Annotated in this window: 14 protein-coding genes and 1 tRNA gene; 6 read left to right on the top strand and 9 right to left on the bottom strand. The window is 73.5% G+C overall.

Annotated features, from left to right (window positions below):
• Window positions 1–17 precede the first annotated feature (17 nt).
• Window positions 18–791, bottom strand: coding sequence for a sulfite exporter TauE/SafE family protein (locus AFM16_RS32960; RefSeq protein WP_078637166.1), 774 nt, complete (start codon window positions 789–791; stop codon window positions 18–20).
• Between the two features lie 81 nt (window positions 792–872).
• Here AFM16_RS32960 and AFM16_RS32955 point away from each other — a divergent pair, with 81 nt between their 5' ends.
• A complete protein-coding gene (locus AFM16_RS32955) occupies window positions 873–1,673 on the top strand; it encodes an alpha/beta hydrolase (RefSeq protein ID WP_078636094.1) in 801 nt (266 codons plus the stop codon).
• Between the two features lie 87 nt (window positions 1,674–1,760).
• Window positions 1,761–2,237, top strand: coding sequence for a Dps family protein (locus AFM16_RS32950; protein ID WP_078636093.1), 477 nt, complete (start codon window positions 1,761–1,763; stop codon window positions 2,235–2,237).
• Here the strand turns inward: AFM16_RS32950 and AFM16_RS32945 are convergent.
• On the bottom strand, window positions 2,227–3,486 hold the full coding sequence (locus AFM16_RS32945; protein ID WP_078636092.1) for an amidohydrolase: 1,260 nt from the start codon (window positions 3,484–3,486) through the stop codon (window positions 2,227–2,229). The genes AFM16_RS32950 and AFM16_RS32945 overlap by 11 nt on opposite strands.
• A 19-nt stretch (window positions 3,487–3,505) precedes the next feature.
• Window positions 3,506–4,369: a Cof-type HAD-IIB family hydrolase gene (locus AFM16_RS32940; protein ID WP_078636091.1), complete on the bottom strand. Its 864-nt coding sequence runs from the start codon at window positions 4,367–4,369 to the stop codon at window positions 3,506–3,508.
• Between the two features lie 186 nt (window positions 4,370–4,555).
• Here AFM16_RS32940 and AFM16_RS32935 point away from each other — a divergent pair, with 186 nt between their 5' ends.
• From AFM16_RS32935 to AFM16_RS32920, 4 genes are read left to right on the top strand one after another with little or no spacing between them, the layout of a single operon-like run.
• Window positions 4,556–5,959, top strand: coding sequence for a type I glutamate--ammonia ligase (locus AFM16_RS32935; protein WP_078636090.1), 1,404 nt, complete (start codon window positions 4,556–4,558; stop codon window positions 5,957–5,959).
• Window position 5,960: 1 nt separating this feature from the next.
• Window positions 5,961–7,109 carry an amidohydrolase family protein gene (locus AFM16_RS32930; protein WP_078636089.1) on the top strand — a complete coding sequence of 383 codons (1,149 nt, stop codon included), beginning with the start codon at window positions 5,961–5,963 and terminating at the stop codon, window positions 7,107–7,109.
• A gap of 24 nt (window positions 7,110–7,133) precedes the next feature.
• Window positions 7,134–7,664 carry an NUDIX hydrolase family protein gene (locus AFM16_RS32925; protein WP_030790736.1) on the top strand — a complete coding sequence of 177 codons (531 nt, stop codon included), beginning with the start codon at window positions 7,134–7,136 and terminating at the stop codon, window positions 7,662–7,664.
• Window positions 7,665–7,669: 5 nt separating this feature from the next.
• On the top strand, window positions 7,670–8,086 hold the full coding sequence (locus AFM16_RS32920; RefSeq protein WP_078636088.1) for a hypothetical protein: 417 nt from the start codon (window positions 7,670–7,672) through the stop codon (window positions 8,084–8,086).
• A gap of 23 nt (window positions 8,087–8,109) precedes the next feature.
• On the opposite strand, the gene AFM16_RS32915 is transcribed toward AFM16_RS32920, so the two are convergent.
• The 6 genes from AFM16_RS32915 to AFM16_RS32890 all read right to left on the bottom strand — a co-directional run bounded on the left by AFM16_RS32915 (window position 8,110) and on the right by AFM16_RS32890 (window position 11,985).
• Complete coding sequence (locus AFM16_RS32915; RefSeq protein ID WP_078636087.1) at window positions 8,110–9,246, bottom strand: Fic family protein; 1,137 nt, start codon at window positions 9,244–9,246, stop codon at window positions 8,110–8,112.
• A gap of 122 nt (window positions 9,247–9,368) precedes the next feature.
• A tRNA-Pro gene (locus AFM16_RS32910) sits at window positions 9,369–9,442 on the bottom strand.
• A 101-nt stretch (window positions 9,443–9,543) separates the two neighbouring features.
• Window positions 9,544–9,903 (bottom strand): MmcQ/YjbR family DNA-binding protein, encoded by a 360-nt coding sequence (locus AFM16_RS32905; RefSeq protein WP_078636086.1) that lies wholly within the window; start codon window positions 9,901–9,903, stop codon window positions 9,544–9,546.
• Window positions 9,904–9,933: 30 nt separating this feature from the next.
• The gene (locus AFM16_RS32900) at window positions 9,934–10,455 is read right to left on the bottom strand and encodes a GNAT family N-acetyltransferase (protein ID WP_078636085.1); all 522 of its coding nucleotides are present in this window, start codon (window positions 10,453–10,455) and stop codon (window positions 9,934–9,936) included.
• Window positions 10,452–11,036, bottom strand: a complete 585-nt coding sequence (locus tag AFM16_RS32895; protein WP_078636084.1) for a helix-turn-helix domain-containing protein — start codon at window positions 11,034–11,036, stop codon at window positions 10,452–10,454. Before AFM16_RS32895 ends, AFM16_RS32900 begins: the two co-directional genes overlap by 4 nt.
• 46 nt (window positions 11,037–11,082) lie before the next feature.
• Entirely contained in the window at window positions 11,083–11,985 is a 903-nt protein-coding gene (locus tag AFM16_RS32890) for a LysR family transcriptional regulator (RefSeq protein ID WP_078636083.1), read from the bottom strand.
• Window positions 11,986–12,041 lie beyond the last annotated feature (56 nt).

Raw genomic sequence — 12,041 nt, 5'->3', positions numbered from 1 at the left:
GAAGCCCCGGGGAGCGCCTACCGCAGGAGCAGGTGGACACCGCCCAGCACCGTCGCCGCGATGACGAGCTGCTCGAACAGCCGCTGGTCGATGCGGTGGACGGCCCACTTGCCGAGCAGCGCGCCGGGGACCACGAAGGCGACGAGCGCGGCGTCCAGCAGCAGCGAGCGGCCGTCGATGAGACCGAGCCCGACGCTGAACGGCACCTTCGACACGTTCACGATGAGGAAGAAGAACGCCGAGGTGCCGAGGAAGCCGAGCTTGCGGAAGCCCGCGGACAGCAGGTACATCGACATCACCGGGCCGCCCGCGTTGGCGACCATCGTGGTGAAGCCGCCCAGGACGCCGTAGGAGCGGGCCTTGATCCGGCCCGAGCGGGTGACCACCGCGTCGGGGCCGGGGGCCGACTCGGCGGTGCGGCGGCGCCACAGCGTGACGGCGGCCATCAGCAGCAGGATCGCGCCGATCGAGGTCCGTACCGCGCCGTCGCCCGCCCACTTCAGGAAGAGCGTGCCGAGCACCACTCCGGCGGCGACGGCCGGGAACAGCCGCAGCAGGGTGGGCCAGTGGGCGTGCCGCCGGTAGGTGAGGACCGCCAGGACGTCCCCGGCGATCAGCAGCGGCAGCAGCACACCCGTGGAGGCGCGGGCCGGCAGGACCGCGGCGAAGATCGCGAGGCTGACCGTGTTGGCGCCGCTGACGGCGGTCTTGGAGAAGCCGACGAGCAGCGCCGCGAGGGCGAGGGCGGCGAACTGCCAGCCGGTGATGTGCCACAACGTCATCGTGTTCATGCGGAGGCCGATGGTACGCACATCTAATGTCCACCGTACGGGGGACCCCACCGACCATCCGTCCGCACCATCGGAGGCGCCATGACCGAGCACGTCCTCACGGGCACCCGCGGCAGACTCGTCGCCCACGAGTGGCCGCACCCCGATCCCCGTTACATCGCCCTGCTGGTGCACGGGTACGGCGAGCACGCTGGCCGCTACGCCGAGATCGCCGGCGTGCTGAACCGGCACGGCGCCGCCGTGTTCGCGCCCGACCACCTCGGGCACGGCAGGTCGGAGGGCGAGCGGGTGGTGATCGAGGACTTCGAGGACGTGGTCACCGATCTGCACACCGTGGCCCGCCTCGCCCGGAGCGCCCGTCCCGGGCTGCCGGTCGTCGTCATCGGCCACTCCATGGGCGGGCTGATCGCCGCCCGCTACGCCCAGCGCCACGGCTCGTCCCTGGCCGCGCTCGTCCTCTCCGGCCCGGTGCTCGGCGTCTGGGAGCTGCCGGGCCGGCTGCTCGCCCTGGACGAGATCCCGGACGTCCCCGTCAGCCCCGCCGCGCTCTCCCGCGACCCGGCCGTGGGCGCGGCGTACGCGGCGGATCCGCTGGTCTGGCACGGGCCGATGAAACGGCCGACGCTGGAGGCGTTCGTCCGGACCCTGGAGACCGCGGCCGGGGCGGGTGACGTGGGCGCGCTGCCACTGCTGTGGCTGCACGGCGAGGACGACCGGCTCGTGCCGCCGCCGGGGAGCAGGACCGGAGTCGAGCGGCTGGCCCCCGGCCCGCGCACCGAGCGGATCTACCCCGGGGCCCGCCACGAGGTCTTCCACGAGACGAACCGGGCGGAGGTCTTCGCGGACCTGATCCGTTTCCTGGACGGCGTGCTCACCCGCTGAGACGGCCCGGCGGGGGCCCGTTTGCGCCGGTGGGGCGGGGGCACTCGGTCGCCGACCGCGTGGACGCGAGCAGGAGGAGTAATACGCATGGCTGTCGTCAAGAGCCCCCTTCCCGAGCCGGCCCGGCAGGTCACCTACGACGCCCTCCAGAGCACGCTGGTGGATCTTCTCGGGCTGTCGCTGATCGGGAAGCAGGCGCACTGGAACATCGTCGGACCGCGGTTCCGTTCGGTCCATCTCCAGCTCGACGAGGTGGTCGCGGCGGCCCGCGGGTTCGCCGACACGGTCGCCGAGCGGGCCTCCGCCCTCGGGCTGCCGCCCGACGGCCGACCCGAGACCATCGCCTCGGCCTTCACACTGCCCAGCCCGAAAGACGGCTGGCTGCGGGACGAGGAGGTCGTCCAGGTGATCGCGGAGACGCTGGGCGCCGCCATCGGGCGGCTGCGCGAGCGCATCACCGCCACCGAGGAGGCGGACCCGGTCACCCAGGACCTGCTGATCGGCATCACCGCCGAACTGGAGAAGCAGCGCTGGATGTTCGAGGCGGAGAACGTCACGAGCTGAGCCGCGCGAGCGCGGCCGACACCAGGGTGCGCGCCCCGGGCACGAGCACGGAGGTGTCCGGGGCGAAGGACGGACTGTGGTTCCCGGGCACACCGGCAAGTTTCTCCGCCAGGTCCCGCCCGGGGGCCGCGTCCCACACGGCCGCCGGGGTCGAGGTCACGTACCAGTAGTCGTACGGCACTCCCGGCGGCGCGAGGAGGGAGAAGTCCTCGCTGCCCATGACCGGGCCGAAGTCGAACACCGTGTGCGCGCCGAACAGTTCGCGGTGCACGGCGGCGATCTCCCCGTCCAGGACGGGGTCGTTGACCGTGCTGGGACAGCCGGGGACCACCGTGATGCCGGGCGGCACCGGGCAGCCCGCGGCGGCGCACTCGCCCTCCACGATCCGCCGGACGGCGGCCAGGACGCGGTCGCGCACCCGGGTGTCCTGGGTGCGCACGTTCAGGGAGAGCCGGGCCTCGGCGGGGATGACGTTGGCCTTCGTCCCGGCGTGGAAGCGGCCCACGGTGAGCACCACCGACTCGCCCGCCGCGACCTCCCGGGCGACGACGGTCTGGAGCCGGGTGACGACGTAGGCGGCCGTCACCACCGGGTCCACGGTCGACTCGGGCCGCGATCCGTGCCCGCCCACCCCGTGCACGACGACCTCGATGTCGTCGGAGGCCGACAGGGTCAGACCGGGGGTGTGCGGGAAGAAGCCGGCGAGGCCGGGCGCGACATGCTGGCCGAACAGCGCGTCGGGGCGCGGGAACCGCTCGTGGATCCCGTCCGCGACCATCGCCGCCGCCCCGCCGCCCGCCTCCTCGGCGGGCTGTCCGACGACCACCAGCGTGCCGGACCAGGTCTCGCGGGCCGCGGCGAGCGCCCCGGCGGCGGCCGCGAGCCAGGTGACGTGCAGATCGTGACCGCAGGCGTGCATCACGCCGTCGACGGTGGAGGCGTACGGCAGCCCGGTCGCCTCGGGCACCGGCAGCGCGTCCATGTCGCCGCGCAGCCACACCACCGGACCGTCGCCGCGGGCGAGGACCGCGACCACGCCGGTGCGGGCGACGCCCTCGGTCACCGTGTACCCGGCGGCGCGCAGCCGGCCGGCGAGCCGGGCGGCGGTGCGGTGTTCCTGGAAGGAGAGTTCGGGGTGGCGGTGCAGATCCCGGTAGAAGTCCTCCAGGTCCCCCTGTTCCAGGTCCGAGGTGATGTCACCGGCCAGCCGGGCCACGGCCGCCGCCGCGCTGGTGTCGCCTGCGCTCATGTCGCCTCCCGCCGCCGTCCTACCCGGGCGGGAGGCCCAGCACGCGCGTGATGGTGCGCAGCACCCCGTCGTCGTTGTTGGACGGGGCCAGATGGCGGGCCCGGCGCACGACCTCCGGGTGGGCGTTGGCCATGGCGAACGACCAGTCGGCGGCGTCCAGCATCTCCAGGTCGTTGAGGTAGTCGCCGAACACCATGGTCTGGGCGGGGGTGATGCCCAGCTCCCGCTGGAGCCGGCGCAGCGCGGCACCCTTGTTGGCGGTGCGGTTCATGACGTCGACCCAGTGCTCGCCGGAGACCACGACCTGGTGAGTGGCGGCGAACGCGGCGAGCGCCGGGGCGGTGGTCTCCTCGGCGGCCCCGAAGTCGAACAGGGCGACCTTGATCACGTCGTCGTCGACGGCCGCGGCGTCCTCGACGACCTCGCAGCGCAGGTAGTACTGCTCCACCTCGGCCAGGAAGGCCGGGTCGGAGCGCTCGACGTACGCGGACCGCTTGCCGCAGACCACGGCGCCCAGATCGGTGCCGGCGGCCGCGAGCCGTCGTACGGTCCCTACGAGGCGGGCCACGACGGCCGGGTCCAGCGGGTCGGAGCTGAGTTCCACGCCGTCGCGCACCACATAGGTGCCGTTCTCGGCGATGAACACCATCCCGTCGGCGACCTCCGCGAACTGGGCGGCCAGGGTGGCGTACTGGCGTCCGCTGGCCGGGGTGAAGAGGACACCGCGCTCGCGCAGCCGGGCCAGCGTGTCCCACAGTCCGGCGGGCGGCCGTTTGGCGTCGTCCAGCAGGGTGCCGTCCATGTCGGTGACGACCAGCCGGATGCCGGCGGGGTCGGCGCCGGGGCCGGGGACGGTCGGGCGGGGGGCGTGCGAGTAGGGCATGTCCTGCTTCCTGTGCTGCGTCCGGCGCCGTCCTGCCGCTGCGCACCGGCCGGACCGTCACCCTACCGGGGGACCCCGAAGCGGTCGGGACGGCGGTGACCGGCCCGGCCTGATGTGCTGTTCCGGCGGTCCCGGCGGCCGTGAAAGCCTGACGGACACGTACGGACGACCGATCGTGGAGGACGTATGACGACCCTGGCCGACCCGGTTCCCGGTGGCCGCCCCGGCGAGGTGGAGCGGGCCGGCGCGCTCGCCGGGGAACTGTCCGCGCGGGGCGTCCACGGCGTCGTCCTGTCGTACGTCGACACGGCCGGCGTGGGCCGGGTGAAGACGGTCCCGACGGCCCGGCTGGAGCAGGCGGTGGCCTGGGGCGTGGGCATGTCCCCGGTGTTCGACACGTTCCTCGCGAACGACCACATCGTCACCACCGATGTGCTCGGCTCCCCGGACGGCGATCTGCGGCTCCATCCCGACCTCGACCGGCTGGTGGCGCTGGCCGGGCAGCCGGGGTGGGCGTGGGCGCCCGTCGACCGGATCACCCAGGACGGCACCCGGCACCCGGGCTGCTCGCGCACGGTCCTGCGCCGGATCGTCGCCGACGCGGCGCGCGAGCACGGTCTCGCGTTCCGGGCCGGCATCGAGATCGAGTGGTCGGTGGGCCTGGACTCGGCGCCCGCCGGGGAGTTCGTCCCGGCGACGACCGGTCCCGCGTACGGGGCGACCCGGCAGGTCGAGCTGAGCGCGTACACCGCCGAACTGCTGGCCGCGTGCGCGGCGCAGGGCGTGGACGTCGAGCAGATCCATCCCGAGTACGCGCCGGGCCAGTTCGAGATCTCGGTGGGCGCCCTGGACCCGGTGGCGGCGGCCGACCGCAGTGTCCTGGTCCGCCAGACGATCCGGGCGGTGGCGCTGCGGCACGGGCTGCGGGTCTCCTTCTCCCCCGCCGTCACCGCCGAGGGCGTCGGCAACGGCGGGCACGTCCACCTCTCCGCCTGGCGCGACGGCGTCAATCTGCACGCCGGGGGCGCACGCCGGTACGGGATGACGGCCGACGCGGAGGCGTTCGCCGCCGGGATCCTGGACCGGCTGCCCGCCCTGACGGCGGTGACCGCGCCCAGCCCGGCCGGCTATCTGCGGCTCAAACCCTCCCAGTGGGCCGGGGTGTTCACCGCCTGGGGCCTGGAGACCCGGGAGGCGGCCCTGCGTCTGGTGCGGGGCACGGCCGGCGCCCGGGAGCGGCAGGCCAACGTCGAGGTGAAGCCCGTGGACCTGGCCGCCAACCCCTATCTGCTGCTCGGCACGCTGATCGCGGCCGGGCTGGACGGGATCGCGCGGGCCGCCGTCCTGCCGGAGGAGACCACCGGCGACCCGGCCGCGCTCCCCGCCGCCGAGGCACGGGCGCGGGGCGTACGGCGGCTGCCGACGTCCCTCGCCGACGCCGTCACCGCGTTCCGCGCGGACGAGGTGCTGCGCGACGCGCTCGGCCCGGTCCTCGCCGACGCGGTGGCCGCCGTACGGCAGGGTGAGATCGACGCCGTCGCCGGGCTGGACGACGAGCGGGTGGCCGCCGCCTACCGCTGGGTGTACTGAGATGGCCGGCGGCCCCGTCCACCAGGCGCTCGCGGACCTCGAGCTGGTGGACCACCACTGCCACGGCGTGGTCACCGTGCCGCTGGACCGGCCGGACTTCGAGGCGCTGCTCACCGAGGGCGGACGATGGCCCGGCACCACGACCTTCGACACCCCCGCCGGGGTGGCCGTGCGCCGGTACTGCGCGCCGGTGCTCGGCCTGGAGCGGCACGCCCCCGCCGACGTCTATCTGGCCCGGCGGGCCGAGCTGGGCCCGGCCGAGGTGAACCGGCGGTTCCTCGCCGCGGCCCGCACCGGGGTGTTCTGCGTCGACACCGGGTACACGCCGCAGCCGCTCACCAGCCCCGCCGAACTCGCGGCGGCGGCCGGGGCGGTGGCGCACGAGGTGGTGGCGTACGAGGTGGTCCGGCTGGAGTCCGTCGCGGAGGCCGTGGCCGGGCGGGGCGTCGACGCGGGCGGTTACGCCGACGCGTTCCGGTCGGCCGCGCTGGACGCGGTGCGCCGGCCCGGGGTGGTCGGCGTGAAGTCGGTGGCGGCCTACCGCACCGGCTTCGTGCTGGACCCGGCCCGGCCCTCGGACGCGGACGTGACCCGGGCGGCCCGGCGCTGGCTGGCCCGCGGCGGGCGGCTCGACGACCCGGTCCTGGTACGGCATCTGCTGTGGACGGCGGTGGACCTCGGACTGCCGCTCCAGCTCCACACCGGCTTCGGCGACCCCGACATCCGGCTGCACTCCGTGGATCCGGCCCATCTCACGGACTGGCTGCGCCTGATCGCGGGCACGATCCCGGTGCTGCTCCTGCACTGCTGGCCGTACCAGCGGCAGGCCGGTTATCTGGCCGCGGTGTTCGAGCAGGTGTACCTGGACGTGGGGCTGACCCTGCACCACGTCGGCCCCGCGCGGGCCCGGGCGGTCCTGGAGGAGGCGCTGGAGATCACACCGTTCCGCAAACTGCTGTACAGCTCCGACGCCTACGGTGTGGCGGAGTTCTACGGGCTGGGCGCGCTGGCGTTCCGCCGGGGTCTCGGGGAGCTGCTCCAGGACCGGGTGGACGCCGACGAACTGGCCCTGGCCGACGCGTTGCGCCTGGCACGCTGGGCCGCGGCGGACAACGCCCGCCAGGTCTACCGGCTTCCCGACGGACACTGAAAGTATGATCAAGCAATGTCAGACATGACCGAGACCACGCCCGGTTGGCTGAGTCAGGACGAGCTCGAACTGACCCGCGCCCGGATGCCGATCCTGTACGTCGAGGCCGTGCCCGTGCGCGTCGACGAGAGCGGCGAAGTCACCAGCATCGGCCTGCTGCTGCGCATCGGCCCGGACGGCAACGTCAGCCGGACCCTGGTCTCCGGCCGGGTCCTGCACCACGAGCGGGTCCGGGACGCCCTGCTGCGGCATCTGGAGAAGGACCTCGGCCCGGTGGCGCTGCCGCGGGTGCCGACCTCGCTCCAGCCGTTCACGGTGGCCGAGTACTTCCCGACGCAGGGCGTCACGCCGTACCACGACCCGCGTCAGCACGCGGTGTCGCTGGCCTACATCGTGCCGGTGTCGGGCGACTGCCGGCCGCGGCAGGACGCGCTGGACCTGGTGTGGTTCAGCCCCCAGGAGGCGGTCTCGCCCGCGGTGCAGAGCGAGATGCCGGGCGGACACGGCTTCCTGCTCCGCCAGGCCCTGTCCCACGTCGGCCTCTCGGCCTCCTGACCGGGATGGTTCCAGGTCAACGCGCGCTGATCGGCGCCGCCGGCAGCCGCCCCTGCACGCTCGTGGTGTGCCGGGGCTGCTGCTGCGGCGACGCCCGCAAACACCCCGGCTACGACCACGCCGGGCAGCTCGACCGGCTCCGCGCGGCGGCCGCCGCCTCCGACGGCGCCTTCCAGGTCCGTACGACGGACTGCCTGGGCCCCTGCGACCAGGCGAACGTCATCGTCGTCCAGCCCTCCACCGCGGGCCGCCGCGCGGGCGGCCGCCCCACCTGGGTCGGCTTCGCCACGGACGACGCCTCCACCACCGAACTCCTCACCTGGGCCACAGCCGGCGGCCCGGGCCTCGCCCCACCCCCACCGACCCTGGAACTCCAGTTCGTGAGCCCACCGAGAGCCGCCAGAGTCCGCAGCCGCCGCTGACCCCAGCAGTCGGCGAGATGCCCTCAGTGCACGTACGGATCGGTCAGTGGCAGCGGTGTCCGGGCCGCTTCCAGCGCCGGCTCCGGGAAGGCGGGGCCGGCGATGTAGAAGCGGGCGCGGGTGCGGCCGACCGGTGTGAGGACATCAGCCGCGACCAGGTCCCGGAGGTCGCGCTGAGCCCGCTGGAGACTCAGGTCCTCCGCTCGTTCGTAACGGGTACGACGTACCCGTCCGGACATCGCCACGTCGTGCAGCGCCGAGACCACCCTCTCCTCAAGTCCTCGGACGGTGGCGAACTCTCCGAGCACACGCCACACCTGACTCGAACGATCCAGGCGGCTGCGTACGGTCTGCGCCTGCTGGTGGTACGCGGTGAGGTTGAACCGCACCCAGTCGGAGACGTCCTGGTCGGGGCGGTAGGTGGCCCCCCGGCGCTGCAACTCGCGGTAGTACTCCCAGGTGTTGCCGGGGCGCCCCAGCCAAGCCTCGATCGAGGAGAACTCCGGGGCCAGTTCTCCCTCTCTCGCGATCACGAGTGTCTGCAGCGACCGGGACATACGGCCGTTGCCGTCCGCCCACGGATGGATGGCAACGAGATGCAGATGCGCCATGGCGGCCCGTACCAGCGGGTGGGTGCCGTCGTCCGTGTTCAGCCACTCGACCAATTCCCCCGTCAGCGTGGGAACATCGGCCGCATCCGGTGCCGTGTACGCCGCGATGCTGGGATCGCGGGCGTCCGTCACATACACCGCTCCGCGCCGCCACTGCCCGGCCGGCTTGCGCGGGCCGTGCCGGTGTCCCTGAAGCATCCAGTGGAGCGCGTTGAGCAATTCCTTGCTGTAACGGAAGTCCGCGACATCGTGCAGCGTCTGGATGTAGGCCATCATCCGCTGATAGGCGAGCGTCTCTTCGCGGTCCTCGTCCGAGACGTCGACATCCCGCTCGCCCTCCAGGAGGTCCTCGACGTCGACCGTGGACACTTTGAAGCCCTCGATCGAGTTGGAGGCCGCCACCGCGTCCGCGGTCAGGAACTTGCGCAGCCCTTCGGTCCACTTCGTCGGAGTGGACCGGACCTGCAGGCGCAGCGAGCGGCGAAGGTCTTCGATCTCACCGAGAACGCGCTGATCCTCGGCGTTCAGCGCAGGCGTGGGGAAGAGCATGCCCTCACGCTAGATTGACGCAAACATTACGTCAATGCGTCAGCCTTCACCCGGTCCACAAAATGACCAAGGGGCGGTTTCGGATTCCTCCGAAACCGCCCCTTGGCGACGACTCCATCGAGTCGGGACGACAGGATTTGAACCTGCGACCCCTTGACCCCCAGTCAAGTGCGCTACCAAGCTGCGCCACGTCCCGTTGCCTGTCTGACCTGGGGTTTCCCCTGGCCGGACGTGCAGGGAAACAATACCGCACTCGGGTCGGTGGTCGCGCACCCGTTTAGGCGGGGGCGGGTGCCGTCACTCCGGGGCGGGGAGGCCCAGCTCGGGGTAGGACTCCAGGAGGTGGGGCGGGGCCGCCTGGCGCCAGGAGTCGGCGAGGATGTCGCGCAGTTCCCGTTCGTCCTCGACGGCGGCGAGCCGGGCGCGGACCCAGGCGAACTGGGCCTCGTGGTCCGCGATCCAGAACTTCTCGGGCTCGGCGAGCACCAGTTCGTCGCGCTCCTCCTTGGGGCAGCGCACCGCGAGGGACGTCTCGTCCTCGGGCAGGGTGGCGAACATCTTCCCCGCGACCCGGAACGTGGGCATGCTCCAGGCGGTCTTCTCGGTCGTGTCCGGCAGGGAGAGGGCGACACGGCGTACGTCTTCTGCGTCGGGCATGCTCCGCACGGTAGCGGCTGCCACTGACAGTCACCCCGGGGCGACGCTCTTGTAGTACAGGCTGGTCGGCCGCAGCACGCCGTCCGGGCTCGCCGCGTAGTCGGGGATCACCCCGGCCAGGGTCCAGCCGGCGCCGCGATAGAGCCGTTCGGCGGGGCTGTCGGTCTCGGTGTCCAGGTGGAGCAGGGTGACCCCGGCGGCGACGGCGGCCCGCTCGGCGGTGTCGAGGAGGGCGCGGCCGAGGCCCTTGCCGCGCAGGTCGCCGTGGACCATCAGCTTGACCAGTTCGGCGCGGTGGCGGCTGTTGGGCTTGTCCGGGAAGGCCAGGCCGACCGTGCCGACGACCCGGCCGCCCTCCTCGGCCGTCCAGACGGCGAGGTCACCGGCGGCCACCGCACGGGCCCGGTCCCGCCACCACAGGACGGCGTCGGCGTGGTCGAGGGGCGCGAGGAAGCCGATCGAGGCGCCGCCGCGCACGGTGTCGACCAGCAGCCCGGCCAGATCGGCGGCCCGGTCGAGGAGCCCGGCGGCGTCGAGGCGGACGGTCGTCACGGCAACACCACCGCCAGCAGGTACCGCGCCTCCGTGTCGCCCGGGCACCGGAACCGGGTCGGCCCCCAGACCCGCAGCCGCAGACAGTCGCCCGGGCCGAGCCGGTGGGCGGCGTCCCGCTCGGTCACCTCCAGGGCGCCCTCCAGCACCCAGATGTGCTGTTCGAGGCCGGGCACGGGCGGCCGGTCGTAGGCGAGGTCGGCGCCCGGGGCGAGCCGCGCCTCGACCAGTTCGCCGCGCAGCGCGGGGTGCGGCGGGGACACCGAGCGCCGTTCGAAGCCGGAGGTCCGGTCCAGCCAGACGGACTGGTCGGTGGCGCGCAGCAAGGGCGCGGGTTCCCCCTCGACCTCGCTGAGCAGCCGGGACATGGTCAGTCCGTAGACCTGACAGAGCCGGTTGAGCAGGGCGGCGGTGGGGCTGATCTCGGCGCGCTCGGCCCGGGACAGGGTCGAGCGGCTGATGCCGCTGCGCTCCGCCACCTCGCCCAGGGACCAGCCGTGTTCGGCGCGCAGGATGGCCAGACGGGCGGCGAGCCGGGCGTCGACGGCGTCGGGAGCCACCGCTCCCTCGGGGTGTCTCATATCCGGGACGCTATCCCTGATGTGCGACGGGGGTGTTACGTGCGTCTTACAGCACGGCGGCCTCGCCGAGAGCGTCCAGGACGGGCCGGATCAGGGGGTGCTCCTCCGCGCCCCGCCGTACGGCGGCGAAGACCCGGCGGGTGGGGGCCGCCTCGTCTATCGGGCGTACGACGACACCGGTGAGGTCCATGCCGCGCAGCGCCGAGCGCGGCACGAGCGCCACACCCGCGTCGGCACGGGCGAGGGCGACGACCGCGCGGAAGTCGTCCGAGGAGTGTTCGAGCCGGGGCAGGAATCCGGCGTTCTCGCAGGCCAGGACCACCACGTCATGGCAGGGGTTGCCGGGGTAGGGGCCGATCCACGGGTCCTTGGCCAGCTCCGCGAGGGGCACCTCGGGGGCGTCGGCGAGACGGTGGCTGACCGGGACCACGGCGTCGAACGGCTCGGCGTACAGCGGGATGTGCGCGAGCCGGGGGTCGTCGGCGGCCGGGGCGCCCCGGTACTCGACGGCGACGGCGACGTCCACCTGCCGGTCGAGGACCATCGGCAGGCTGGCGTCGCCCTCGGCGTCCTGGACGCGGATCCTGATGCCGGGCGCGGTGCGGGCGAGCCGGGCCACCGCGGGCGCGACGACCAGGGCGATACCGGTGGCGAAGGCGGCGACGGTGACCGTGCCGGCCTCCCCGGAGCCGTAGGCGGCCAGTTCCGCCTCGGCCCGTTCGAGCTGGGCGAGGACGGCGTGGGTGTGGGCGAGGAGGATCTCGCCGGCCGGGGTGAGCCGTACGCCCTTGGCGCCGCGCTCGACCAGGCGGTGGCCGGTCTCCTGCTCCAGGGCGGAGAGCTGCTGGGAGACGGCGGAGGGGGTGAGATACAGCGCGGCGGCCGCCGCCGTCACGGTGCGGTGGTCGGCCACCGCACGGAGGATGTGGAGCCGCCGCGCTTCGATCATGGGATCGATTATCGCAATTTATCGGGGCCGTACGGACCACAGTCGGCCGCAGGGCC

Source organism: Streptomyces antibioticus, assembly GCF_002019855.1.
Lineage (GTDB): Bacteria > Actinomycetota > Actinomycetes > Streptomycetales > Streptomycetaceae > Streptomyces > Streptomyces antibioticus_B.
This window is presented reverse-complemented; position numbering and strand designations above follow the sequence as displayed.

What these genes read in the sequence shown, in the direction of transcription:
- AFM16_RS32915 (WP_078636087.1), bottom strand. Translation starts at nt 9,246, where the DNA reads ATGCTCTTCCCCACGCCTGCGCTGAACGCCGAGGATCAGCGCGTTCTC.
- AFM16_RS32950 (WP_078636093.1), top strand. Translation starts at nt 1,761, where the DNA reads ATGGCTGTCGTCAAGAGCCCCCTTCCCGAGCCGGCCCGGCAGGTCACC.
- AFM16_RS32945 (WP_078636092.1), bottom strand. Translation starts at nt 3,486, where the DNA reads ATGAGCGCAGGCGACACCAGCGCGGCGGCGGCCGTGGCCCGGCTGGCC.
- AFM16_RS32955 (WP_078636094.1), top strand. Translation starts at nt 873, where the DNA reads ATGACCGAGCACGTCCTCACGGGCACCCGCGGCAGACTCGTCGCCCAC.
- AFM16_RS32960 (WP_078637166.1), bottom strand. Translation starts at nt 791, where the DNA reads ATGAACACGATGACGTTGTGGCACATCACCGGCTGGCAGTTCGCCGCC.
- AFM16_RS32940 (WP_078636091.1), bottom strand. Translation starts at nt 4,369, where the DNA reads ATGCCCTACTCGCACGCCCCCCGCCCGACCGTCCCCGGCCCCGGCGCC.
- AFM16_RS32905 (WP_078636086.1), bottom strand. Translation starts at nt 9,903, where the DNA reads ATGCCCGACGCAGAAGACGTACGCCGTGTCGCCCTCTCCCTGCCGGAC.
- AFM16_RS32930 (WP_078636089.1), top strand. Translation starts at nt 5,961, where the DNA reads ATGGCCGGCGGCCCCGTCCACCAGGCGCTCGCGGACCTCGAGCTGGTG.
- AFM16_RS32935 (WP_078636090.1), top strand. Translation starts at nt 4,556, where the DNA reads ATGACGACCCTGGCCGACCCGGTTCCCGGTGGCCGCCCCGGCGAGGTG.
- AFM16_RS32890 (WP_078636083.1), bottom strand. Translation starts at nt 11,985, where the DNA reads ATGATCGAAGCGCGGCGGCTCCACATCCTCCGTGCGGTGGCCGACCAC.
- AFM16_RS32895 (WP_078636084.1), bottom strand. Translation starts at nt 11,036, where the DNA reads ATGAGACACCCCGAGGGAGCGGTGGCTCCCGACGCCGTCGACGCCCGG.
- AFM16_RS32925 (WP_030790736.1), top strand. Translation starts at nt 7,134, where the DNA reads ATGACCGAGACCACGCCCGGTTGGCTGAGTCAGGACGAGCTCGAACTG.
- AFM16_RS32920 (WP_078636088.1), top strand. Translation starts at nt 7,670, where the DNA reads ATGGTTCCAGGTCAACGCGCGCTGATCGGCGCCGCCGGCAGCCGCCCC.